The 24,950-nt window shown below is 60.9% G+C and carries 20 protein-coding genes; 15 read left to right on the forward strand and 5 right to left on the reverse strand.

Features of this window, described 5'->3' with window-relative positions; all coding sequences use genetic code 11:
- The first annotated feature begins 61 nt into the window (after positions 1 to 61).
- Positions 62 to 442 (forward strand): hypothetical protein, encoded by a 381-nt coding sequence (locus M5B96_RS11870; RefSeq protein WP_248796886.1) that lies wholly within the window; start codon positions 62 to 64, stop codon positions 440 to 442.
- 116 nt (positions 443 to 558) lie between these two features.
- Here M5B96_RS11870 and M5B96_RS11875 read toward each other — a convergent pair whose 3' ends face one another.
- Positions 559 to 2,199, reverse strand: coding sequence for a beta (1-6) glucans synthase (locus tag M5B96_RS11875; RefSeq protein WP_248797074.1), 1,641 nt, complete (start codon positions 2,197 to 2,199; stop codon positions 559 to 561).
- Between the two features lie 288 nt (positions 2,200 to 2,487).
- Here M5B96_RS11875 and M5B96_RS11880 point away from each other — a divergent pair, with 288 nt between their 5' ends.
- The 3 genes from M5B96_RS11880 to M5B96_RS11890 all read left to right on the forward strand — a co-directional run bounded on the left by M5B96_RS11880 (position 2,488) and on the right by M5B96_RS11890 (position 5,610).
- Complete coding sequence (locus M5B96_RS11880; protein ID WP_248796887.1) at positions 2,488 to 3,336, forward strand: glycine betaine ABC transporter substrate-binding protein; 849 nt, start codon at positions 2,488 to 2,490, stop codon at positions 3,334 to 3,336.
- A gap of 307 nt (positions 3,337 to 3,643) precedes the next feature.
- On the forward strand, positions 3,644 to 3,955 hold the full coding sequence (locus tag M5B96_RS11885; protein ID WP_121133617.1) for a DUF485 domain-containing protein: 312 nt from the start codon (positions 3,644 to 3,646) through the stop codon (positions 3,953 to 3,955).
- Positions 3,952 to 5,610 (forward strand): cation acetate symporter, encoded by a 1,659-nt coding sequence (locus M5B96_RS11890; RefSeq protein ID WP_248796888.1) that lies wholly within the window; start codon positions 3,952 to 3,954, stop codon positions 5,608 to 5,610. Before M5B96_RS11885 ends, M5B96_RS11890 begins: the two co-directional genes overlap by 4 nt.
- A 312-nt stretch (positions 5,611 to 5,922) precedes the next feature.
- Here M5B96_RS11890 and gltA read toward each other — a convergent pair whose 3' ends face one another.
- Positions 5,923 to 7,212, reverse strand: coding sequence for a citrate synthase (gltA, locus tag M5B96_RS11895; protein ID WP_191485189.1), 1,290 nt, complete (start codon positions 7,210 to 7,212; stop codon positions 5,923 to 5,925).
- Between the two features lie 363 nt (positions 7,213 to 7,575).
- Between gltA and sdhC the strand changes: the two genes are divergently transcribed.
- From sdhC to M5B96_RS11950, 11 genes are all read left to right on the forward strand, one after another.
- On the forward strand, positions 7,576 to 7,950 hold the full coding sequence (sdhC, locus tag M5B96_RS11900) for a succinate dehydrogenase, cytochrome b556 subunit (protein ID WP_040065285.1): 375 nt from the start codon (positions 7,576 to 7,578) through the stop codon (positions 7,948 to 7,950).
- The gene (gene sdhD, locus M5B96_RS11905) at positions 7,944 to 8,312 is read left to right on the forward strand and encodes a succinate dehydrogenase, hydrophobic membrane anchor protein (protein WP_248796889.1); all 369 of its coding nucleotides are present in this window, start codon (positions 7,944 to 7,946) and stop codon (positions 8,310 to 8,312) included. Before sdhC ends, sdhD begins: the two co-directional genes overlap by 7 nt.
- Before the next feature lie 3 nt (positions 8,313 to 8,315).
- Positions 8,316 to 10,088, forward strand: coding sequence for a succinate dehydrogenase flavoprotein subunit (gene sdhA, locus M5B96_RS11910; protein ID WP_248796890.1), 1,773 nt, complete (start codon positions 8,316 to 8,318; stop codon positions 10,086 to 10,088).
- 12 nt (positions 10,089 to 10,100) lie between these two features.
- Positions 10,101 to 10,805, forward strand: coding sequence for a succinate dehydrogenase iron-sulfur subunit (locus M5B96_RS11915; protein WP_177057648.1), 705 nt, complete (start codon positions 10,101 to 10,103; stop codon positions 10,803 to 10,805).
- Positions 10,806 to 11,098: 293 nt separating this feature from the next.
- Positions 11,099 to 13,930, forward strand: coding sequence for a 2-oxoglutarate dehydrogenase E1 component (locus tag M5B96_RS11920; protein WP_248796891.1), 2,832 nt, complete (start codon positions 11,099 to 11,101; stop codon positions 13,928 to 13,930).
- 42 nt (positions 13,931 to 13,972) lie between these two features.
- Entirely contained in the window at positions 13,973 to 15,199 is a 1,227-nt protein-coding gene (gene odhB / locus M5B96_RS11925; protein ID WP_248796892.1) for a 2-oxoglutarate dehydrogenase complex dihydrolipoyllysine-residue succinyltransferase, read from the forward strand.
- Between the two features lie 109 nt (positions 15,200 to 15,308).
- Positions 15,309 to 16,748: a dihydrolipoyl dehydrogenase gene (lpdA, locus tag M5B96_RS11930; protein WP_248796893.1), complete on the forward strand. Its 1,440-nt coding sequence runs from the start codon at positions 15,309 to 15,311 to the stop codon at positions 16,746 to 16,748.
- A 197-nt stretch (positions 16,749 to 16,945) separates the two neighbouring features.
- Positions 16,946 to 18,112: an ADP-forming succinate--CoA ligase subunit beta gene (gene sucC / locus M5B96_RS11935; RefSeq protein WP_103498765.1), complete on the forward strand. Its 1,167-nt coding sequence runs from the start codon at positions 16,946 to 16,948 to the stop codon at positions 18,110 to 18,112.
- Positions 18,112 to 18,993, forward strand: a complete 882-nt coding sequence (gene sucD, locus M5B96_RS11940; protein ID WP_019692317.1) for a succinate--CoA ligase subunit alpha — start codon at positions 18,112 to 18,114, stop codon at positions 18,991 to 18,993. The genes sucC and sucD overlap by 1 nt, the downstream gene beginning before the upstream one ends.
- Positions 18,994 to 19,338: 345 nt before the next feature.
- On the forward strand, positions 19,339 to 20,652 hold the full coding sequence (brnQ, locus tag M5B96_RS11945) for a branched-chain amino acid transport system II carrier protein (protein WP_248796894.1): 1,314 nt from the start codon (positions 19,339 to 19,341) through the stop codon (positions 20,650 to 20,652).
- 108 nt (positions 20,653 to 20,760) lie between these two features.
- On the forward strand, positions 20,761 to 21,393 hold the full coding sequence (locus M5B96_RS11950) for a TetR/AcrR family transcriptional regulator (RefSeq protein ID WP_248796895.1): 633 nt from the start codon (positions 20,761 to 20,763) through the stop codon (positions 21,391 to 21,393).
- Positions 21,394 to 21,444: 51 nt separating this feature from the next.
- Here M5B96_RS11950 and M5B96_RS11955 read toward each other — a convergent pair whose 3' ends face one another.
- The 3 genes from M5B96_RS11955 to M5B96_RS11965 form a co-directional block, all read right to left on the reverse strand.
- Positions 21,445 to 22,275 (reverse strand): class I SAM-dependent methyltransferase, encoded by an 831-nt coding sequence (locus M5B96_RS11955; RefSeq protein WP_248796896.1) that lies wholly within the window; start codon positions 22,273 to 22,275, stop codon positions 21,445 to 21,447.
- 78 nt (positions 22,276 to 22,353) lie between these two features.
- On the reverse strand, positions 22,354 to 23,016 hold the full coding sequence (gene maiA / locus M5B96_RS11960) for a maleylacetoacetate isomerase (RefSeq protein ID WP_248796897.1): 663 nt from the start codon (positions 23,014 to 23,016) through the stop codon (positions 22,354 to 22,356).
- A complete protein-coding gene (locus M5B96_RS11965; protein ID WP_248796898.1) occupies positions 23,013 to 24,911 on the reverse strand; it encodes an FAD/NAD(P)-binding protein in 1,899 nt (632 codons plus the stop codon). The genes maiA and M5B96_RS11965 overlap by 4 nt, the downstream gene beginning before the upstream one ends.
- Positions 24,912 to 24,950: the final 39 nt, after the last annotated feature.

Consider the following 24,950-nt stretch of genomic DNA (forward strand, 5'->3'; position numbering starts at 1 on the left):
CGCTTGCATGGGCGGCTCTGGCGATTATGCTGGGCGCCGTTTTCGCTTATCGGAGTTGTCCATGTCTCGCCGTTTGCCGCTGGTCCTGCTGCTTATTCTCCTGCCGTTGTGGCTGGCCGCCAGTTATGGCGTGCGTTATGGGTTGATGGAGGATGGGCAGTGGGTCGGACTGTGTGTGGATGAGGCGTTGCACTGGCAGTGCCAGGCGCGTTCCAGCCTGGGCTGGTTGATCCACTTCAAGGCGCTGGGCTGGACGGCGTTGGTCGCGGCGCTGCTGGCTTTTGTGGTGCCGGGGCGCTTGGGCCGGGGCTTGGCGGTATTGGCGCTGTTGGCCGGGTTTCCGGCGCTGGCGTTGTACAACACCACGTTGGCGGTGTTTGCGCTGGTGATTGCCGGGTTGCGCTTGGTGCGAGCACCACGTGATTCAGTGTCCGCCAGTTAAGGCGATCTCAAGTCTGAAAGGACATTTGAAGCCTGGCGCGCCCTTGTGGCGAGCGGGCTTGCCCGCGCTGGAGGGCGAAGCCCTCCTGAAAACCGGTCATCTCGATATACCCGATATTACGCCGTCACAGGTTTTTTGGGGGGGGCGTTGCCCCCAGCGTGGGCAAGCCCGCTTGCCACAACGCTGCGCCACAGTGCGGCAACCATCAGCCCGCTGACCAGCGCCCAGCCCCAGGCCTGCTGGTTTTCCAGTCCTTCACGGTACAACTGCGGGGCAATACCGGCGCCGACGATCAACGCCAGCAGGCCGAACTCCCGACGCGGACCGCGCACCGGACGCACCAGGAATACCAGCGCCGGCAAGAGCAAGGCCGCGCTCGGGAAGCTGCGATAACGTGGGTCGAACACCAGTTCCAGCATCATCACCGCCGCGGCAAAGCCCGCCCCCGCCAGCAGCCAGCCGGCGCGTTGCTCCAGCGAGCTGAACAGGCCGGCGCGCCAGCCGGCCTGGCTACTCAGGGCCAGCGTGGCATACGCCAGCACCAGCAGGTTCAACACCACCAGCAAGCCGGCCCAGAGCCATTCGCCGGTAAACCGGCTGGTGACCCGCGCCAACTCGCCCCAGGCGCCGATGGAACAGCCCGCCAGTGCCCCCAGCAGCGGTAACAACAGCGCCGCCCGCGTGCTGCGGACGCGCCCGGCCAACAACAGGGTGCCCAGGAAAATCACCCCGCCGAACCCCAGCCATTGTGGCCATTGCGGCAGGTTGGAGACCGGACCGGCGAGTACGCCCTTGTCCTGCCGATCGGCATCGAACAGCCCCCAGTAGCCGCCGACCGCGCCTTCGCTGCCGCGTTTCCACGGCTGGTCGAAAGCCTCGATCAGGTTGTAGTGCCAGCCGTTCTGCTCGGCCAGGGTGACAAAGCCGCGAATGAACTTCGCTTCGTTGACCCGGCTCGGCAAGGCGGTTTCGCGTTGGCGGCCTTCGCTCGGCCAGCCGGTTTCGCCGATCAGGATGTCCTTGGGCGCGAAGCGCTTGCCGAACACCTCGCGCACCTGGGCGACATGTTCGAGCGCACGGTCGATACCGGCAGGCTCGTCCTCCCAGTAAGGCAGCAGGTGAATGGTCAGGAAGTCCACCGCCGGGGCGACCTGCGGATGCTGGAGCCAGAACTCCCAGACGTCGGCATAGGTGACCGGTTGCTTCACGTGCGCCTTGACCTTGTGGATCAGCTTGACCAACTGGTCGCCGGTGACTTCCTTGCGCAACAGGGTTTCATTGCCGACGATCACCGCGCTGACCACATCGGCATTGGCGTTGGCCGAAGCGATCAGGGCGTCGACTTCCTTCTCGGTGTCCACCGGGTTGCTGTTGACCCAGGCGCCGATCATCATTTTCAGGCCGTGTTTGCGCGCCAGCTCCGGCAGGGCTTCGAGGCCGGACATGGAGTAGGTGCGAATGCACTCGAAGCGTGTTGCCAGCAGGGCCAGGTCGGCGTCCATGCGTTCCAGGCGCGGGGTGAACGGCTGGTCGAAGGGCGATTGGTCCTTGGCGAACGGGGTATAGGACGCGCATTGCAACTTGTGCGTGGGGGTCGCCGCATCGGGCAGGATCACCGGTTGGCCGAGGCCATACCAGAAGCCGCAGAGTGCAAGGAGCCCGAGCAGGCTGGCGAACAGATAAGGCAGGAGCGGGAAACGGGCAGTGGCGGACATGGTCGGGCCGTATGGGAACAAAGCCGCGCATATTACCCGGATTTCCCCCGTCCCAGGGCCCCGGCAGTATTTTGTCATGCAAAGTTCGAGCGCAGTAAATGAGGGGATTTCCCAAACCCCCGACTGCTGGCGTTCTGATGTCGTTTCTCGTTGCCTTGAGGTCGCTGTCAGAGCAGGTCGATGGGCGAGGCGGGTTGATGATCAGGGCGTCAGAACTCCGCTGATGATCGGACGGGTTTACGGGTGAGGCGTGATGGGGGCGCCATGCACTATAACAATACGTTGACGTCGCCCGGCAGTCGTCGGGTGCAGCATTTCGGGGAAGTAACGATGAAGATGCGACGACTTTTAGGCGCCGGTGCGGTTCTGGCTCTGGCGATCAGCTCCACCCTGGTGAGTGCCGCGGGCAAGGAAATCACCATCGGTTATGTCGATGGTTGGTCCGACAGCGTTGCCACCACCAACGTGGCGGCCGAGGTGATCAAGCAGAAGTTGGGTTACGACGTGAAACTGCAGGCTGTGGCGACCGGGATCATGTGGCAGGGCGTTGCCACCGGCAAGCTCGATGCCATGCTCTCCGCCTGGCTGCCGGTGACCCACGGCGAGTACTGGGCCAAGAACAAGGACAAGGTGGTCGACTACGGCCCCAACTTCAAGGATGCCAAGATCGGTCTGATCGTGCCGGAGTACGTTACGGCCAAGTCCATCGCCGATCTCAAGGCTGACACCACCTACAAGAACAAGATCGTCGGTATCGACGCTGGTTCGGGTGTGATGCTCAAGACCGACCAGGCCATCAAGGACTACGGTCTGGACTACAAGCTGCAAGCCAGTTCGGGCGCGGCGATGATCGCCGAATTGACCCGTGCCGAAGAGAAGCATGAATCCATTGCCGTGACCGGCTGGGTGCCGCACTGGATGTTCGCCAAGTGGAAACTGCGCTTCCTGGACGACCCGAAAGGCGTCTACGGTGCGGCTGAAACCGTCAACAGCATCGGCAGCAAGGGCCTGGAAGCCAAGGCGCCGGAAGTGGCGGCGTTCCTGAAGAAATTCCAGTGGGCCTCCAAGGATGAGATCGGCGAAGTCATGCTGGCCGTCCAGGATGGCGCCAAGCCGGATGTCGCGGCCAAGGACTGGGTCGCCAAGCACCCGGACCGCGTCGCCGAGTGGATCAAGTAACCCACCCGCCAGCGTAGTACCCCGAAAAGCCGCATGACCACATGTCATGCGGCTTTTTTGCGTCTAGTCTCCTATCGCAACGATGCTCGCTAATGTGGCGGGCCGGCTTGCCGGCGATAAGGTCCTCGGGCCTTGCCGCGCTCATCCGGCCGCCATCGCCGGCAAGCCGGCTCCCGCGGAGGGTCTTTTCAGCCAAAAACTGGCGAAACCGTAATGTCGTTCTAATACTAAGGTCGTCTGGAATCCATCCGATAGCCGCCTAAAGTGGAATATGTTCCAACTCATCTGTGCTGCGAGGATAAAAACAATGAACGACAGCATTTACCTCTCGATTCAAAACAGCCCCCGCTTCAAGGAGCTGGTCAGGAAACGAGAACGCTTCGCCTGGATTCTCTCGGCGATCATGCTTGGGCTTTACTCGGCTTTCATTCTGTTGATCGCCTATGGGCCACAGATCCTGGGCGCCAAGCTCAGTCCTGGCTCCTCCATCACCTGGGGCATCCCGTTGGGTGTCGGACTGATCCTTTCGGCATTTGTCCTGACGGCCATTTATGTGCGTCGCGCCAATGGCGAGTTCGACGACCTGAACAACGAGATTCTCAAGGAGGCCCAACAATGATCCGGCGTCTATTGGCAGTATTGGCTGGCTCGGCCTTCGCGCCCCTGGTCCTGGCGGCTGAGGCCCTGACCGGCGAAGTGCACAAGCAACCTCTCAATGTGTCGGCCATCGCGATGTTCGTGGTGTTCGTCGGCGCCACCCTGTGCATCACCTACTGGGCCTCCAAACGCAACAAATCGGCCGCCGACTACTACGCGGCGGGCGGCAAGATCACCGGTTTGCAGAACGGCCTGGCGATTGCCGGCGACTACATGTCGGCGGCGTCCTTCCTGGGGATTTCCGCGCTGGTCTACGCTTCGGGCTATGACGGCCTGATCTACTCCATCGGCTTCCTGGTGGGCTGGCCGATCATCCTGTTCCTGATCGCCGAGCGCCTGCGCAACCTGGGCAAGTACACCTTTGCCGACGTGGCGTCCTATCGCCTTGGGCAAACCCAGATCCGCTCGCTGTCGGCCTGCGGTTCGCTGGTGGTGGTGTCCTTCTACCTGATCGCGCAGATGGTCGGTGCCGGCAAGCTGATCCAGCTGCTGTTCGGCCTGGATTACTACGTGGCGGTGATCCTGGTGGGCATCCTGATGTGCCTCTATGTGCTGTTCGGCGGCATGCTGGCGACCACCTGGGTGCAGATCATCAAGGCGGTGCTGTTGCTGTCCGGTGCCTCGTTCATGGCGCTGATGGTGATGAAGCACGTCAACTTCGACTTCAATGTGCTGTTTTCCGAAGCGATCAAGGTTCACCCCAAGGGTGAGGCGATCATGAGTCCGGGCGGCCTGGTGAAGGATCCGGTGTCGGCCTTCTCGCTGGGTCTGGCGCTGATGTTCGGTACCGCCGGCCTGCCGCACATCCTGATGCGCTTCTTCACCGTGAGTGACGCCAAGGAAGCGCGCAAGAGCGTGTTGTACGCCACCGGGTTCATCGGCTACTTCTATATCCTGACCTTTATCATCGGTTTTGGCGCGATCCTGCTGGTCAGCACCAATCCGGCGTTCAAGGATGCGGCGGGCGCGTTGCTCGGCGGTAACAACATGGCGGCGGTGCATCTGGCCAACGCTGTGGGTGGCAACATCTTCCTCGGCTTTATCTCGGCCGTAGCCTTTGCCACCATTCTCGCGGTGGTTGCCGGCCTGACCCTGGCCGGTGCCTCGGCGGTGTCCCATGACCTGTATGCCAGCGTGATCAAGAAGGGCAAGGCCAACGAGAAGGATGAGATCCGCGTCTCGAAGATCACCACCATCGCCCTCGGCGCGCTGGCGATCGTCCTCGGTATCCTGTTCGAAAGCCAGAACATTGCCTTCATGGTCGGCCTGGCGTTCTCCATTGCCGCCAGTTGCAACTTCCCGGTGCTGCTGCTTTCCATGTACTGGAAGAAGCTGACCACCCGTGGCGCGATGATCGGCGGCTGGATGGGCCTGGTCAGCGCGGTAGGGCTGATGATCCTCGGCCCGACCATCTGGGTGCAGATCATGCATCACGAGAAGGCTATTTTTCCGTATGAGTATCCGGCGCTGTTCTCGATGGCCATTGCGTTCGTCGGGATCTGGTTCTTCTCGATCACCGACAAGTCGACGGCGGGCGCGAATGAGCGGGCGCTGTTCTTCCCGCAGTTCGTGCGTTCGCAGACGGGGCTGGGGGCGAGCGGGGCGGTGTCGCACTAAGGGTTGTACAGGCTTCTATAGATAAGCTGCGTTGTAACGAAATGCCCCGGTCGAGAGATCGGGGCATTTTTTTGTTGGGCGGTCACTGTGCTGGTTTGCCGATGGTGGGGCATTGAGCCTGGTGTTGTCTGGCAGGGCCTCTTCGCGGGCAAGCTCCGCTCCCACAGGGGGGGCATGGAACATTGTGGGAGCGGAGCTTGCCCGCGAAGGCGTCCTGACAGGCGCTGCAGAGCCGCAGGACGCCACAAACAGAAACGGCCTCTATCAAGAGGCCGTTCCCGTTTTAGCTAAGACGCTATTGCAAGGCAGATGTTACTTGCGGTCTTCCAGCTTGGTGATGTCACGCGACTCGTAGCCGGTGTACAGCTGGCGCGGACGGCCAATCTTGTACGGGCTGGAGAGCATTTCCTTCCAGTGGGAGATCCAGCCCACGGTCCGCGCCAGGGCGAAGATCACGGTGAACATGCTGGTTGGAATGCCGATCGCCTTGAGGATGATCCCCGAGTAGAAGTCGACGTTCGGGTACAGCGAGCGTTCGATGAAGTACGGGTCGGTCAGGGCAATCTCTTCGAGACGCATGGCCAGTTCCAGCTGCGGATCGTTGTTGATGCCCAGCTCGCGGAGGACTTCGTCGCAGGTCTGCTTCATCACGGTGGCGCGTGGGTCGCGGTTCTTGTAGACCCGGTGACCGAAGCCCATCAGCTTGAACGGATCGTTCTTGTCCTTGGCCTTGGCGATGAACTTGTCGATGTTCGAGACATCGCCGATTTCATCGAGCATGGTCAACACCGCTTCGTTCGCACCGCCGTGGGCAGGGCCCCAGAGCGCGGCGATACCGGCGGCGATACAGGCGAACGGGTTGGCACCCGAGGAGCCCGCCAGGCGCACGGTGGAAGTCGAGGCGTTCTGCTCGTGGTCGGCATGGAGGATGAAGATCCGGTCCATGGCCTTGGCGAGCACCGGGCTGATCGGTTTGATCTCGCACGGGGTGTTGAACATCATGTGCAGGAAGTTTTCCGCGTACGACAGGTCGTTGCGCGGGTACATCATGGGTTGCCCCATGGAGTACTTGTACACCATGGCGGCCAGGGTCGGCATCTTGGCGACCAGGCGAATGGCGGAAATCTCGCGGTGCTGGGCGTTATTGATGTCCAGCGAGTCGTGGTAGAAAGCCGACAGGGCGCCGACCACGCCGCACATGACGGCCATCGGGTGGGCGTCGCGACGGAAGCCGTTGAAGAAGGTCTTCAACTGTTCGTGCACCATGGTGTGGTTCTTCACGGTGCTGACGAACTGGGCCTTCTGCTCGACCGTCGGCAATTCGCCGTTGAGCAGCAGGTAGCAGGTTTCCAGGTAGTCCGATTTCTCGGCGAGTTGCTCGATCGGGTAGCCGCGGTGCAGCAGGATACCGTTATCGCCATCGATATAGGTGATCTTCGACTCGCAGGAAGCGGTCGACATGAAGCCTGGGTCGAATGTGAACCGGCCCGTGGCCGTCAGGCCCCGCACGTCGATTACATCGGGACCAACGGTGCCGGTTAAAATGGGCAGCTCGACGGGGGCTGCGCCCTCGATGATCAACTGCGCTTTTTTGTCAGCCATGTGGCCTCCTATTTATGCTTGAAATCATCAGACAGGCCCCCCACGCAGGGCCCGCACCACTATAGTGAGATAAATTCGAATGTCAATTTGCCAAAAGTCTTGTCGTAGGCGGCTTTGGGCAGGCCTTTTCCTCGAAATTGACGGCTATTTACGCCTTTTATCCGGCTAACGCAATGCGCTATTAGGGGTAGTCCTTTGCGTTGTCATTAGTAGCCTAACTGTCTATACTCGGCAGCCGACCGCCAGGGGCTTTTGGGCCTGTTTTACTGGGGGGCGTCACTCCCTGGGTGGTGGGTACCTGACCAGTGCACTTGCCCAACAACTTTGCCCTGATCGTTAGGGCTCATCAGTGAAAAAAAAGCCGTGAAAAGCCAACGACCTGTAAACCTAGACCTAAGGACCATCAAACTCCCAGTCACTGCTTACACGTCCATTCTTCACCGAATTTCCGGTGTCATCCTCTTTGTCAGCCTGGCCATCATGCTCTACGCATTGGACAAGTCGCTGAGTTCCGAGGAAGGCTTCGGTCAGGTGAAAGCGTGTCTGACCAGTCCGCTAGCCAAGCTAGTGATTTGGGGCATCCTGTCCGCCTTGCTGTATCACCTGGTTGCCGGCGTGCGCCATCTGATCATGGACATGGGCATCGGTGAAACGCTGGAAGGCGGCAAACTGGGCTCGAAAATCGTTATCGCCGTTTCCGTGGTGATCATCGTGCTGGCAGGAGTCTGGATATGGTAACCAACGTCACAAACCTATCGCGTTCGGGCCTCTATGACTGGATGGCACAACGCGTGTCGGCGGTCGTTCTCGCGGCTTACTTCATTTTCCTGATCGGATACGTGATTGCGAACCCGGGCCTGGGCTATGCCCAGTGGCACGGCCTGTTCGCCCACAACGGGATGCGCATCTTCAGCCTGCTGGCCCTGGTGGCCCTGGGCGCTCACGCCTGGGTCGGCATGTGGACCATCGCGACCGACTACCTGACGCAAATGGCGTTGGGCAAGTCCGCGACAGCGGTGCGTTTCCTTTTCCAGGTGGTATGCGGCGTTGCGATGTTCGCGTACTTCGTCTGGGGTGTGCAGATTCTCTGGGGTATCTGATTCATGGCTAACATTCCAACGATTTCTTTCGACGCCATCATCATTGGCGGCGGCGGTGCGGGCATGCGTGCGGCACTGCAACTGGCCCAGGGCGGTCACAAGACTGCCGTGGTCACCAAGGTGTTCCCGACTCGTTCGCACACCGTATCGGCCCAGGGTGGCATCACCTGCGCCATCGCGTCCGCGGATCCGAACGACGACTGGCGCTGGCACATGTACGATACCGTCAAGGGTTCCGACTATATCGGTGACCAGGACGCTATCGAATACATGTGTCAGGAAGGCCCGGCCGCGGTTTTCGAACTGGACCACATGGGGCTGCCGTTCTCCCGCACTGAAACCGGCCGCATCTACCAGCGTCCGTTCGGCGGCCAGTCCAAGGACTTCGGCAAGGGCGGCCAGGCGGCGCGTACCTGCGCGGCGTCCGACCGTACCGGCCACGCCTTGCTGCACACCCTCTATCAGGGCAACCTGAAGGCGGGCACCACGTTCCTGAACGAGTACTACGCGGTTGACCTGGTGAAGAACCAGGACGGCGTGTTCGTCGGTGTGATCGCGATCTGCATCGAAACCGGTGAAACTTCCTACATCCGCGCCAACGCCACCGTACTGGCGACAGGCGGTGCGGGCCGTATCTACTCGTCCACCACCAATGCCCTGATCAACACCGGTGACGGCGTCGGCATGGCCTTGCGTGCCGGCGTGCCGGTGCAGGACATCGAAATGTGGCAGTTCCACCCGACCGGCATCGCCGGCGCCGGTGTACTGGTCACCGAAGGCTGCCGCGGTGAAGGCGGTTACCTGATCAACAAGCACGGCGAGCGTTTCATGGAGCGTTATGCTCCTAACGCGAAAGACCTGGCCGGTCGCGACGTGGTAGCACGTTCGATGGTCAAGGAAATCATCGCCGGCAACGGCTGTGGCCCGAATGGCGACCACGTGCTGCTCAAGCTCGACCACCTCGGCGAGGAAGTGCTGCACAGCCGCCTGCCAGGTATCTGCGAACTGTCCAAGACCTTCGCCCATGTTGACCCGGTCGTTGCCCCGGTTCCGGTCGTGCCAACCTGCCACTACATGATGGGCGGCGTTGCCACCAACATCCATGGCCAGGCGATCACCCAGGACGCCAACGGCGTCGACACCATCATCCCTGGCCTGTTCGCGGTCGGTGAAGTGGCCTGCGTATCGGTTCACGGTGCCAACCGCCTGGGCGGAAACTCGCTGCTCGACCTGGTGGTCTTCGGTCGTGCGGCCGGCCTGCACCTGGAGAAGGCGCTGTCCGAAGGTATCGAATACCGCAACGCCACCGACACCGATATCGAAGTGGCCCTGAACCGTCTGGCCAAGCTCAACGAGCGCACCGACGGCGAAGATGTCGCCACCCTGCGTCGCGAGCTGCAAAGCTGCATGCAGAACTACTTCGGTGTATTCCGTACCGGCGAATACATGCAGAAGGGTATCGCCCAGTTGGCTGGCCTGCGCGAGCGTATCGCCAACGTCAAGATCAACGACAAGTCCCAGGCCTTCAATACCGCGCGTATCGAAGCCCTCGAGCTGCAAAACCTGCTGGAAGTGGCCGAGGCCACGGCGATTGCCGCCGAGCATCGCAAAGAGTCCCGCGGCGCTCACGCCCGTGAAGACTTCGAAGAGCGCGACGACGAAAACTGGCTGTGCCATACCCTGTTCTTCCCGGGTGAGAAGCGTGTGACCAAGCGTGCCGTTAACTTCTCGCCGAAGACCGTTCCGACTTTCGAACCAAAAGTCCGGACTTACTAAAGGGTGATCGATATGTTGCAAGTCGAAGTTTATCGTTACAACCCGGACACCGACTCGGCGCCGAAAACCCAGGTTTTCCAGGTCGACACCGGTGGCAAGGACTTGATGGTGCTGGACGTGCTGGCGCTGATCAAGGAACAGGACGAAGGTTTCTCCTATCGTCGCTCGTGCCGTGAAGGCGTGTGCGGTTCCGATGGCATGAACATCAACGGCAAGAACGGCCTGGCGTGCATCACGCCGCTGTCCGCGGTGGTCAAGGGCAACAAGCTGGTGGTGCGTCCGCTGCCTGGTTTGCCGGTGATCCGTGACTTGGTCGTCGATATGAGCATCTTCTACAAGCAATACGAGAAGGTGAAGCCATTCCTGCAGAACGACACGCCGGCCCCGGCCATCGAGCGCCTGCAGTCGCCGGAAGAGCGCGAGAAGCTGGACGGTCTGTACGAGTGCATCCTGTGTGCTTGCTGCTCGACTTCCTGCCCGTCCTTCTGGTGGAACCCGGACAAGTTCCTGGGCCCGGCCGCCCTGCTGCAAGCCTACCGCTTCCTGGCAGACAGCCGCGACACCAAGACGACCGAGCGCCTGGCTTCGCTGGATGACCCGTTCAGCGTTTTCCGCTGCCGCGGGATCATGAACTGCGTCAACGTATGTCCGAAAGGCCTGAATCCGACCAAGGCCATCGGTCACATCCGTAACATGCTGCTGCAAAGCGGCGTGTGATTCAGCGGCTGTAACCTGGCTGGTGTAAACCAGCTGTTGTAAAGAGTGGTATCGCTGTAACCGTAGAAAGGCCAGGGCGCGGGCTTCAACCCGCGCTCCGGCTATAACCAGAGCAACGGCTCATAAAGCTGTGGCTCTTATTTTTGAAGAAATGAGACCAGCAGGGGCATCCGGGCTGGTACCCGGACTATCAGCGTGATCCCAAGTGGCTTGTTTTGGTCGCTGCATTCGGACTTCTGCAAGCTTGCGTGGTGTTTTCGCCGGTGGTGTCCCCTAACCGAGGGTGACCAAGCATGCAAGAAAGCGTGATGCAGCGCATGTGGAACAGCGGCTATCTTTCAGGTGGTAACGCTGCCTATGTGGAAGAGCTCTACGAGCTCTACCTGCACGACCCTAACGCTGTGCCAGAAGAGTGGCGCACCAAATTTCAGACGTTGCCCGCCGACGGCAACGCTGCCACCGATGTTTCGCACTCGACAATCCGCGATCATTTCGTCTTGCTGGCAAAGAACCAGCGCCGCGCCCAACCGGTTTCCGCCGGCAGTGTGAGCAGTGAGCACGAGAAGAAGCAGGTTGAAGTGCTGCGATTGATCCAGGCCTACAGGATGCGTGGCCACCAAGCAGCCCAGCTCGACCCGCTGGGACTGTGGCAGCGTCCTGCACCCGCAGACCTGTCGATCAATCATTACGGCTTGACCAATGCCGATCTTGATACGACCTTCCGTGCCGGCGACCTGTTCATCGGCAAAGAGGAAGCGAGCCTACGTGAAATTCACGAAGCGTTGCAGCAGACATATTGCCGCACCATCGGCGCTGAATTCACGCACATCGTCGACTCCGAGCAACGCCACTGGTTCCAGCAGCGTCTGGAAAGCGTGCGCGGCCGTCCGACCTTCTCCGCGGACATCAAGAGCCACCTGCTCGAACGCGTCACCGCCGCCGAAGGCCTGGAAAAGTACCTGGGCACCAAGTACCCGGGCACCAAGCGTTTCGGTCTGGAAGGTGGCGAGAGCCTGATTCCGATGCTCGACGAGCTGATCCAGCGTTCCGGTTCCTATGGCACCAAGGAAATCGTCATTGGCATGGCCCACCGTGGTCGCCTGAACGTGCTGGTCAACACCTTCGGCAAGAACCCGCGTGAGCTGTTCGACGAGTTCGAAGGCAAGAAGAAGGTCGAGTTGGGTTCCGGTGACGTGAAATATCACCAGGGCTTCTCGTCCAACGTGATGACCACCGGCGGTGAAGTTCACCTGGCCATGGCGTTCAACCCGTCCCACCTGGAAATCGTTTCCCCGGTGGTCGAAGGTTCGGTTCGCGCCCGCCAGGACCGTCGCAACGATGCGACCGGTGACAAGGTTCTGCCGATTTCCCTCCACGGTGACGCGGCGTTCGCCGGTCAGGGCGTGGTCATGGAAACCTTCCAGATGTCGCAGACCCGCGGTTTCAAGACCGGCGGCACCGTGCACATCGTGATCAACAACCAGGTCGGTTTCACCATCAGCAACCCGCTGGACTCGCGTTCCACCGAGTACGCCACCGATGTTGCGAAGATGATCCAGGCGCCGATCCTCCATGTGAATGGCGATGATCCGGAAGCTGTCCTGTTCGTGACCCAGCTGGCCATCGACTACCGCATGCAGTACAAGCGCGACGTGGTGATCGACCTGGTCTGCTACCGTCGTCGTGGTCACAACGAAGCGGATGAACCGAGCGGCACCCAGCCGTTGATGTATCAGCAGATCACCAAGCAGCGCACCACCCGTGAGCTGTACGCCGAGCGCCTGGTTCAGGCCAAGGTGCTGGATGAAGCGCGTGTCCAGGCGAAAGTCGACGAATACCGCAACGCCCTGGACAACGGCCTGCACGTGGTAAAAAGCCTGGTCAAGGAACCGAACAAGGAGTTGTTCGTCGACTGGCGCCCATACCTGGGTCATGCGTGGACCGCACGTCACGACACCCGCTTCGATCTGAAGACCCTGCAGGAACTGTCCGCCAAGCTGCTGGAAATCCCGGAAGGCTTCGTGGTCCAGCGCCAGGTCGCGAAGATCTACGAAGACCGGCAGAAGATGCAAGCCGGCGGCCTGCCGATCAACTGGGGTTACGCCGAAACCATGGCGTACGCGACCCTGGCGTTCGAAGGTCACCCGATCCGCATGACCGGCCAGGACATCGGCCGCGGTACGTTCTCGCACCGTCATGCCGTGCTGCACAACCAGAAAGACGCGGGCACCTACATTCCGCTGCAGCACCTGTATGAAGGTCAGCCACGCTTCGACCTGTACGACTCGTTCCTGTCCGAAGAAGCGGTGCTGGCGTTCGAATACGGTTACTCGACCACCACGCCGGAAGCGCTGGTGATCTGGGAAGCCCAGTTCGGCGACTTCGCCAACGGTGCCCAAGTGGTTGTCGACCAGTTCATCACCAGTGGCGAGCACAAGTGGGGCCGTCTGTGCGGTCTGACCATGCTGCTGCCGCACGGTTACGAAGGCCAGGGGCCGGAGCACTCCTCGGCTCGTCTGGAGCGCTACCTGCAGCTGTGCGCCGAGCACAACGTCCAGGTCTGCGTGCCGACCACCCCCGCGCAGATCTACCACCTGCTGCGTCGCCAGGTCATCCGTCCGCTGCGCAAGCCGCTGATCGTGCTGACGCCGAAGTCGCTGCTGCGTCACAAGCTGGCTATCTCGACGCTGGAAGATCTGGCCGAAGGTTCGTTCCAGACCGTTATCCCGGAAATCGACGCCCTGGACCCGAAAAAGGTCGGTCGTCTGATTCTGTGCAGCGGCAAGGTCTACTACGACCTGCTGGAAAAACGTCGTGCCGAAGGCCGTGACGACATCGCCGTCGTGCGTATCGAGCAACTGTATCCGTTCCCGGAAGACGACCTGATCGAAATCCTGGCGCCGTACAAGAACCTCAAGCACATCGTCTGGTGTCAGGAAGAGCCGATGAACCAGGGCGCCTGGTACAGCAGTCAGCATCACATGCGTCGCATTGTCGGCGGGCACAACAAGTCGCTGGTACTTGAGTACGCCGGCCGTGACGCCTCTGCCGCACCGGCTTGTGGTTATGCATCGATGCACGCTGAGCAGCAGGAAAAACTGCTGCAAGATGCCTTTACTGTTTAACGCCTTCGCGCACCTGAAACCGAATTTAAGGAACCACAGATAATGGCTATCGAGATCAAAGCCCCCACTTTCCCGGAATCGGTTGCCGATGGCACCGTTGCCACCTGGCACAAGCAACCGGGCGACGCCGTCAAGCGTGACGACCTGATCGTCGACATCGAAACCGACAAAGTGGTCCTGGAAGTACTGGCTACCGCCGACGGCGTGTTGGGCGCTATCGTCAAGAACGAAGGCGACACCGTTCTGTCCGACGAAGTCCTCGGCTCCATCGTTGAAGGCGGCGCTGCCGCTGCCGCTCCTGCCGCCGCCGCTGCTCCGGCTGCTGCTGCCCAGGCGGCTGCTCCGGCCGCTGCTGGCGAAGACGATCCGGTGGCTGCACCGGCGGCGCGCAAGCTGGCTGAAGAAAACGGCATCAACATCGCTGCCGTTGCCGGTACCGGCAAAGGCGGTCGCGTGACCAAGGAAGACGTGGTGGCTGCTGTTGCCGCCAAGAAAGCCGCGCCTGCCGCCGCTCCAGCCAAGGCTGCCGCTCCGGCCGCCGCCGCGCCGGTGTTCGCTGCCGGCGACCGCGTCGAGAAGCGTGTACCGATGACCCGCGTTCGCGCCACCGTGGCCAAGCGCCTGGTTGAAGCGCAGTCGAACATGGCGATGCTGACCACGTTCAACGAAGTGAACATGAAGCCGATCATGGACCTGCGTTCGAAGTACAAGGACCTGTTCGAGAAGACCCACAATGGCGTGCGCCTGGGCTTCATGTCGTTCTTCGTGAAAGCAGCCACCGAAGCGCTGAAACGCTTCCCGGCGGTCAACGCTTCCATCGACGGCGGCGACATCGTTTACCACGGTTACTCCGACGTCGGTGTCGCTGTGTCCAGCGATCGTGGCCTGGTGGTCCCGGTCCTGCGCAACGCCGAGCTGATGAGCCTGGCCGAAATCGAGAACGGCATCGCCACCTACGGCAAGAAAGCCCGTGACGGCAAGCTGTCCATCGACGAAATGACCGGCGGTACGTTCACCATCACCAACGGTGGTACATTCGGTTCCCTGCTGTCGACTCCGATCGTCAACCCGCCACAAGCCGCCATCCTGGGCATGCACAACATCAATGAGCGCCCGATGGCGGTCAAGGGTGAAGTGGTGATCCTGCCGATGATGTACCTGGCGCTGTCCTACGATCACCGTCTGATCGACGGCAAGGAAGCGGTGTCTTTCCTGGTGACTATCAAGAACCTGCTGGAAGACCCGGCTCGCCTGCTGCTGGATATCTGATTGCACCCAAGGGGCAGGGCGCTTGTGCCTTGCCCGCTTAAACGATCAGCTTCGTCCCACGACGGTCCCCACGAGGGGCCGTCCGGTTTGATTCGATAAGGAATGACACATGACCCAGAAATTCGACGTGGTAGTGATTGGCGCCGGCCCTGGCGGCTATGTAGCCGCCATCAAGGCAGCGCAACTTGGTCTCAAGACTGCCTGCATCGAGAAGTACCAGGATAAAGAGGGCAAGCTGGCCCTCGGCGGTACTTGCCTGAACGTTGGCTGCATTCCGTCCAAGGCGCTGCTGGACAGCTCCTGGAAGTTCCATGAAGCCACCGAAGGCTTCGCCATCCACGGTATCTCTACCGGCGCCGTGAAAATGGACGTGCCGGCGATGGTTGGTCGCAAGGCCAATATCGTCAAGAACCTGACTAGCGGTGTGGCGACGCTGTTCAAGGCCAATGGCGTGACTTCGATCCAGGGCCACGGCAAGCTGCTGGCTGGCAAGAAAGTCGAAGTGACCAAGCCTGACGGCACGGTTGAAGTGATCGAAGCCGAGAACGTGATCCTGGCGCCAGGTTCGCGTCCGATTGACATTCCACCGGCTCCGGTTGACCAGAACGTGATCGTCGATTCGACCGGCGCCCTGGAATTCCAGGCCGTACCGAAGCGCCTGGGCGTGATCGGTGCCGGCGTGATCGGGCTGGAACTGGGTTCCGTCTGGTCCCGTCTGGGCGCCAAAGTGACTGTACTGGAAGCGCTGGACACCTTCCTGATGGCTGCCGACACCGCCGTCTCCAAGGAAGCGCTGAAAACCCTGACCAAACAAGGTCTGGACATCAAGCTGGGCGCTCGCGTGACCGGTTCCAAGGTCAACAAGGGCAAGGAAGTGGTGGTGACCTACACCGACTCCGCCGGCGAACAGACCATTACCTTCGACAAGCTGATCGTTGCCGTTGGCCGTCGCCCTGTGACCACCGACCTGCTGTCGGCTGATTGCGGCGTGGTCCTGGACGAGCGCGGTTTCGTGCACGTCGACGATCATTGCGCCACCGCCGTACCGGGCGTCTACGCCATCGGTGACGTGGTGCGTGGCATGATGCTGGCACACAAGGCCTCGGAAGAGGGCATCATGGTCGTCGAGCGCATCAAGGGCCACAAAGCCCAGATGAACTACGACCTGATCCCATCGGTTATCTACACCCACCCGGAAATTGCATGGGTCGGTAAAACCGAACAGGCTTTGAAAGCCGAGGGCGTTGAAGTTAACATCGGCACCTTCCCGTTCGCCGCCAGTGGCCGTGCCATGGCAGCCAACGATACCGGCGGTTTCGTCAAGGTCATCGCCGATGCCAAGACCGACCGCGTGCTGGGCGTCCATGTGATTGGCCCAAGCGCTGCCGAGCTGGTACAGCAAGGCGCGATCGGTATGGAATTCGGCACCAGTGCCGAGGACATCGGCATGATGGTTTTCTCCCATCCGACCCTGTCCGAAGCATTGCACGAAGCGGCACTGGCAGTGAATGGCGGCGCCATCCACATTGCCAACAAGAAAAAACGCTAAGCAGATAATAAGAAACCACGGCGGCCCGCCCGTCGTGAGCCTTGCGCGCAAGACTCACCGCGGAACGTCCGCTGGACGCAGTCTTGCGTCGTCGGGCCGGGCAACCGGAAGACGACGCGAGCAGCAGTCACAGGTGGTGCGGCACTGCAATCAGTGCAGCACCGAATGCGCAGTACCTAACGAAGACGGTAAAAAGCATGAATCTTCACGAGTATCAGGGTAAGCAGCTGTTCGCTGAGTACGGCCTGCCAGTATCCCAGGGTTTTGCGGTAGATACCCCGGAAGCAGCAGCAGAAGCTTGCGACAAGATCGGTGGTACCGAATGGGTTGTCAAAGCCCAGGTCCACGCCGGTGGTCGCGGTAAAGCGGGCGGCGTTAAGCTGGTTCGCAGCAAAGAAGACGCTAAAGCCTTCGCACAGCAGTGGCTGGGCAAGCGTCTGGTGACCTATCAGACTGATGCCAATGGCCAGCCTGTCACCAAGATCCTGGTTGAATCGTGCACTGATATCGCTAAAGAGCTGTACCTGGGCGCTGTCGTTGACCGTTCGAGCCGTCGCATCGTGTTCATGGCTTCCACCGAAGGTGGCGTGGACATCGAGAAAATCGCGCACGACACCCCTGAGAAAATTCTCAAGGCCACTATCGATCCACTGGTTGGCGCTCAGCCATTCCAGGGTCGCGAGTTGGCATTCCAGCTGGGTCTGGAAGGCAAGCAAGTGACTCAGTTCGCCAAGATCTTCGTCGGTCTGGCCAAGCTGTTCAAGGATCACGACCTGGCCCTGCTGGAAGTGAACCCGCTGGTGATCAAGGCCGACGGCGATCTGCATTGCCTCGATGCCAAGATCAACATCGACGCCAACGCCATGTACCGTCAGCCTAAGCTGAAAACCTTCCACGATCCGTCCCAGGACGATCCGCGCGAAGCGCACGCCGCCAAGTTCGAACTGAACTACGTGGCTCTGGAAGGCAACATCGGTTGCATGGTCAACGGTGCTGGCCTGGCCATGGGTACCATGGACATCGTCAACCTGCATGGCGGCAAACCAGCCAACTTCCTCGACGTGGGCGGTGGTGCAACCAAGGAACGCGTAACCGAAGCGTTCAAGATCATCCTGTCCGACACCAACGTCGCTGCAGTACTGGTCAACATCTTCGGCGGCATCGTTCGCTGCGACATGATTGCCGAAGGCATCATCGGCGCGGTGAAAGAAGTCGGCGTGAAAATCCCGGTTGTTGTTCGCCTTGAAGGCAACAACGCTGAACTGGGCGCTAAAGTACTGGCAGAAAGCGGCTTGAACATCATCGCTGCTACCAGCCTGACCGACGCTGCTCAACAAGTTGTCAAAGCTGCGGAGGGCAAATAATGAGCGTCCTGATCAATAAAGACACCAAGGTTATCTGCCAGGGCATCACCGGTTCGCAGGGTAGCTTCCACACCCAGCAAGCCATCGAATACGGCACCAAGATGGTCGGTGGCGTAACTCCGGGCAAAGGCGGCACCGAGCACCTGGGCCTGCCGGTGTTCAACACCGTGAAAGACGCTGTAGCCGCGACTGGCGCCACCGCCAGCGTGATCTACGTTCCAGCTCCTTTCTGCAAGGACTCGATCCTGGAAGCGGCGTTCGGCGGCATCAAGCTGATCGTCTGCATCACCGAAGGCATTCCTACCCTGGACATGCTGGACGCCAAGGTCAAGTGCGACGAACTGGGCGTGATCCTGATCGGCCCTAACTGCCCAGGCGTGATCACCCCAGGCGAATGCAAGATCGGCATCATGCCAGGTCACATTCACTTGCCAGGCAAGGTCGGTATCGTTTCCCGTTCCGGCACCCTGACCTACGAAGCTGTGAAGCAGACCACTGACGCCGGTTTCGGTCAGTCGACTTGCGTCGGCATCGGCGGTGACCCGATCCCGGGCTCGAACTTCATCGACATCCTGAAGCTGTTCCAGGAAGACCCGAAGACCGAAGCGATCGTCATGATCGGCGAGATCGGCGGTTCGGCTGAAGAAGAAGCGGCTGCCTACATCAAGGCACACGTGACCAAGCCGGTTGTTTCCTACATCGCTGGTGTGACTGCCCCTGCGGGCAAGCGCATGGGCCATGCGGGCGCAATCATCTCCGGCGGCAAAGGCACCGCGGACGAGAAGTTCGCTGCCCTGCAAGACGCCGGTGTGAAAACCGTGCGTTCGCTGGCAGACATCGGCAAGGCCCTGGCCGAGCTGACCGGTTGGGCAGTCAAGTAAGCCTCGCGCTTAGCTGACGCTCCACCAGCAAAGGCCACCCTCGGGTGGCCTTTGTGCTTTCTGGGTGTCAGATAAGTTTGTGCCGCCTGTGCCGCGAAGAGGCCGGCACTGACAACAACGATTTCATATGAAAACGCGACGCTGAAATGTCGCTCGCAGGACATGAGCGCCCTCAAATAGTGCGCCTTGTACCTGGATTTGCTAGCATGTCCGCCTCTTTGCGTCCGCAGCCCACAAGGCCGCCGCGCGCTAAACGGGTCAACCCCATACGGGTCGACAGCATTTCCCTCACCCTACGGGAAATCCCTCTCTAAATTCCGATTCAGCAGTGTGGTATTTCCTTAAATGAAAGTGTTGAAAGGCCAGGACATCCTGGCACTTGGTTTCATGACTTTTGCCCTGTTCGTCGGGGCCGGCAACATCATCTTCCCGCCGATCGTCGGTTTGCAGTCCGGGCCCCATGTCTGGATGGCGGCGCTGGGCTTCCTGATCACCGCGGTCGGCCTGCCGGTCATCACCGTGGTCGCGCTGGCCAAGGTCGGCGGCGCCATGGATGACCTGAGCAGTCCCATCGGCAAGCTCGCCGGCGGCTTGTTGGCCGCGGCCTGCTACCTGGCGGTCGGCCCATTGTTCGCCACCCCGCGCACGGCCACCGTATCCTTCGAAGTCGGCCTGGCGCCGTTGACCGGTGAAAGCCCGCTGGCGCTGTTGCTCTACAGCTCGGTGTACTTCCTGCTGGTGTTCTTCATCTCCCTGTACCCTGGGCGTTTGCTGGACACCGTCGGCCGTTTCCTCGCACCGCTGAAGATCATTGCCCTGGCAGCCCTGGGGATCGCGGCGTTTGCCTTGCCGGCCGGCGATATCGGCACCGCCACTCCCGAGTACGTCGCGGCCCCGTTCTCCCAGGGCTTTATCAATGGCTACCTGACCATGGATACCCTCGGCGCCCTGGTGTTCGGTATCGTCATCGTCAATGCCATCCGTTCCCGTGGCGTCGATTCGCCCCGGCTGATCACCCGCTACGCGATCATTGCCGGACTGATTGCCGGGGTCGGCCTGGCGCTGGTGTACATCAGCCTGTTCCGCCTGGGTTCGGGCAGCCATGAAATAGCGACCGGGGCCAGCAATGGCGCGGCGGTGCTGCACGCCTATGTGCAACACACCTTCGGCTCCCTCGGCAGCGGTTTCCTCGCGGTGTTGATCTCCCTGGCGTGCCTGGTGACGGCGGTGGGCCTGACCTGCGCCTGCGCCGAGTACTTCAGCCGTGTCCTGCCGCTGTCGTACAAGAACCTGGTGATCATCCTGGCGGCGTTCTCGCTGCTGGTGTCGAACCTGGGGCTGACCAAGCTGATTGCCTTCTCGATCCCGGTCCTGACCGCGATCTACCCGCCGTGCATCGCCCTGGTGGCCCTGAGCTTCTGCCAGTCGTTCTGGCATGCGCAGGGGCGTATCGTCGGGCCGGTGATGCTGGTGTCGTTGCTGTTCGGCATGATCGACGCCCTCAAGGGCGCCGGGCTGGCGGACTGGATGCCGACGCAACTGTCGCACCTGCCGCTGAGCGAGCAGGGCCTGGCGTGGCTGGTGCCGTCGGTGGTGATGCTGGCGATTGCAGTGCTGATCGACCGCCTGCTTGGCAAGCGCAGCGAAGCCCTGGCCTGAGGCGCCCGCCCGCGGCGGATTGTGGATAAGTAAGCGTGCCCTGTGTCGGATGGCGACATGGGGCATTTTTTTGCCACCCTGCCATCCCGTCAATGTATTATTGCGAGCATGCCTAATACCGATCCTGCCAAAAAAACCGCCAGCCCTCCGGTTCGTGGACGTCCTCGAGAGTTCGACGTTGCCGCTATTTCCGAGGTTGTTGCGCATGTTTTCTGGGCGCGCGGCTATCGCGGTACCTCGCTGGACGAAATCTGCAAGGCCACCGGGCTGATGCGCGGTAGTTTGTACGGTGCTTTCGGTGACAAGCACGGCATGCTGCTGGCGGCTATCGAGCATTACAGCGACGGCTCGATCGCCCAGTTGGCGGCTCGGCTCAATTCCAGCGAACCCGCCGATCAGTCGCTCAGGGCGGCGTTGCTGCATTACACCCGTTCCGCTTCCGCGCTCGAGGGCCTGGATGGCTGCTTCATCGTCAACACCACGCTGGAGATGATGCCGGAAGACACCCAGTTGCACGCACGCATCGAATCCTTCATGAGCCGGACCCTGACCTTGCTGACGGCGGCGGTCATCCGTGGTCAGTCCGAAGGGGTGTTCAACTCGACCCTGAATGAGAAAACAGTGGGCGACTTCCTGCTGTGCATGATCCAGGGGCTACGGGTATTCGGTAAAATGGTCCACGAAGAGTCACGCCTGACGGCCATTGTCGATATGTCCATGGCGGCCATTGCCAAGCGATGACCACCCCGGCTGGGGTGGCCATCGGTTCAGTCTGCGCGTCGATCTAGCTCATCAGAGCTTCTTGAACACATACTGGTAGACGCTGCTGGACACTTTCAGCTCGCCATCCTGCAGGCAATATTTTTCGATCAGTTCACGGGCGGCGTGCTTGAGCGAATCGTCGCCGATCTGCTGGGCGATGTTTTTATAGCGCAGGGTGCGGGTGTAGAAGTTCAGCACGGCGTCGACGTCCGGGAACACCATGGTGCCGTCAAACCAGGGCTTTTTGACCAGCGTTAGGGATGCCGGGACGAAGCGCTGGATGTTGGCTTCGCAGAAGCTGTTGGTACCGGCGGCGGTCAATGCCGGGCCGTCAAACGGGAAGCCGAGCGTAAGCAAGGCATGATCCTGCAGCCGATTCAATTCGTGCATCCAATCGAAGTCGGCGGTCAGCAGGCTGATGTGTCCACCTGGTTTGACCAGTGTGGCCAGTTTCTCGAACGCGACCTTGATGTCGGGTACGTGGTGCAGAACCAGGTTGGCCAGGATCAGGTCAAAAGCCCCTTGCTCAAACGGTGCCTCCTCGATGGAGGACTGAATGAACCGATGATTGCCCGGCAGGCCTTCCACGCGCTCACGTGTGGCTTGCACCATTTCCGGGGAGATATCGATCGCGGTGATATTGACGTCCTTGGAGCGCGCCACGGCATCGCTGAACCGGCCCAGGCCGGCACCCGCATCAAGTACCTCGGTGAACTTCAGCTCTTTGAGTTGCTCGGCATACCATTGGCTGATCGGGTGTTTAGCCAGGGTTTCCCAAGAGTCGGACCGCTGCTTGTAGTCTTCTGTCGTTGCGTAATGCGCTTCCAGATGCTTGCGGTCAAAGTACGTATTGAGGCCCATCTTGCACTCTCCTTGCTGGTTATATTTGTGGGTGAAACGTGGTGTAGCGGGTGTAGCTAAACGTGATCAGGCACAGGCTTATGTCAAAGCCTCGAGGCTTTGAGCAGGCACTGCGTGGTTGTCCGGGTGCGCGCGGATAAACGCCGGTTCGGCCAGGGCGTTTTCGACGACCCGGCTCAGGTTCGGCCATGGCTCGATTGCCAGGTTCAGGCGCCGGGCCGCGTAGACCTGGGGCACCAGGGCAATGTCGGCGAGCGTCGGCTGGTTGCCGTGGGCGAAGCGAGCGGCTGGGCCGCCGCTGTCGAGCAGGGCTTCAAGGGCGCTGAAACTTTCGCTGAGCCAGTGGTGTTGCCATTCGCGGACCTGTTGTTCGTTGGCCCCCTGTTGCGTTCGCAGGTAGGCCCCGACGCGCATCGCGGTCACGTGATGGGTGTCTGCCGCGATAAGCTGGTACAGCGCCCGTACCCGGGCGCGGTCTCGTGGGGTCGATGGCAGCAGCGGTACGCCTGGATAGACCTCATCCAGGTACTCGATGATTGCCTGCGACTGCGTCAGCACCCCGCCATCTATTTCCAGGGCCGGTACCAGGCCTTGGGGATTGAGGCGCAGGTAGGGAGCCAGGCGATGTTCGCCTTGGGTCAGGTCGTGCTCCACCGACACATAATCAAGCGCCTTGAGGTTCAGGGCGATACGTACCCGATAGGTCGCCGACGAGCGATAAAAACCATGCAGTCTGATCAAGGTCGGCCTCCTGAAAGCACATTGGCCGAGCGATTGCAGTCATCATTGGCCGATGCGAGGTGGGCAAGCCCCTGACGCTCGGCTATCGATTCCCACAGGCCGAGGACACAACGTTGCGCGTCCTGGGTCTGACGCGAGGCGATCCCGGGACGGGGCAGGGCGTGGGTATAGAAATGCAGGCCTTCGACCGGATAGCCGATGGCCCAGAGGCGCTTTTCCGGTTTTCCAAACAGGTTGAGTGGGTGCAGGTCGGCGTCGATGTCGATGCCACCGGGGTGATACCCGCCATTGCGATAAGGTTGGATCAAGCCGCGGGCAAGCAGGTTCTTCGTCAGCGCGGCGGCGTCGCTCAGCGGCGAATAGGTGTCCAGGCGCGCAACCACCACGACATCGGCGTAGCGCTGCTCGATGTGCTCGGGGTAGTAGGTGTCGATCCGGAATTGGGCGCGGTCGTGATCCATGAGCAGTTGCGCGCCCGGGCCGCCGGCGATGTCGATCAGGCCGGCCTCGCGCAAGGCCAGGTATTCGAAGTTGCGCTGCCTGGGCGGGCCGAAGGAGACACGGTTGGTGATCGCGTTGAAATGCTCGACGAAGTACTGGTGGGAGGCGGGGCTCAGGCCGCTGTATTCGACCGCCACGCGCAAAGCCTCGCGGGTGTCTCTCAAGACGTCGGTGGCGGCTTTTACCGGGCTGCCAATATTGCCTTTGAGAGCGTGGGCGAGATCATCGCGAACCAGGGATTCAAAAAAGCGCCCGAAATCCTCCTGGCTGGCGAATGCCTGGCCGTCGAGGGGCCAGAGAATCCCGTTGATCGCCACAAGCTCTTCGGCACTGGGCTCAAAACCATCAGCGGCCACCGGTTGCGCCGTTGCCGCGATTCGATAGGCATAGGCCATTTCCTTGATGATCAAGGGCAGTACATCGTGGCGAAAGTCCAGTTGCGCGCTGCCGGTACTGGCCAGCACGCGCTCACGGCGCGCCAGCATGGCGGCTGGCGTGAAGAACTGCCCGGTGTGTTTGCCGGTCAAGCCTTTCTGGTTGATCCCGCGCGCCGCGAATGGCAGGCAGTTGCGCGAGAACAGCAGTAGCCGGGGTTCTTCGCCGGAGGCGAGGTATTTCAGCCGCCCTTCGTGCTCGATGTAACGTCCGCCTCGACCCAGGGTCAGGGCGGAAATGACATCGTGGGCGGTCAGGCCAAAGCCCTGGATGGCGACGGTTGCCAGGGAGGAAATACGATCGAGGCCCTGCGCCGGGTAGGGACTGGGGAAATAGCTCAGGAGCCGGTTATTGGCGGCTTGCTGTTCGGTGAATGCCGACAGCTCGAGGTCCTGGGCCGTCGGCTGACGGTTGCCATGCCCGGTGGCAATCACCGCGTAGTCCACCGGATGGACGTCGCCATTCTCCAGAACCACGTCGTAGCTTTCGCCCTTGGGGATCAGGTCGATGACCTTGTGTGGCCTCGGCATGAGCGCGATGTTCGACGGCAGTTGCCGCGCCAGGTGCTGATAGAACCAGGCCAGGTATTCCCCCAGCAGGCTGCGCGGTAGATGGTCGGCATCGGTAATGGGCTCGCCCACCTCGGCGCTGGTTCGGCAATACAGCGCCCCCACGCGACGGTAACCTTCCCGGCGTGCCCATTGCACCAGGGACAAATCCTGTTCCGCGCCGGCGAGGCTCGACGGTGCGAACATGGTCACTTGGGACGACACGGTATTAATCAACAAGTGATCGGGTTGCCGCGAATCATGTGCTCCCTCTCCGAGAGGCCGGGAGTCGAAGATCTCGATCTGCAAGCGTGTGCCCGCCGCTAGCGTGCGAGCATGTTCCAACATCCTTTCCAGCACGGTCAGGCCTCTTGGGCCCATGCCGATGATTGCCACTTTTATTGGCTGCATTGTTCGAACCTCCTGGTCCGCTGCGGGGCTACGCTGAGC

This window comes from Pseudomonas sp. MWU13-2105 (assembly GCF_023242315.1).
GTDB lineage: Bacteria > Pseudomonadota > Gammaproteobacteria > Pseudomonadales > Pseudomonadaceae > Aquipseudomonas.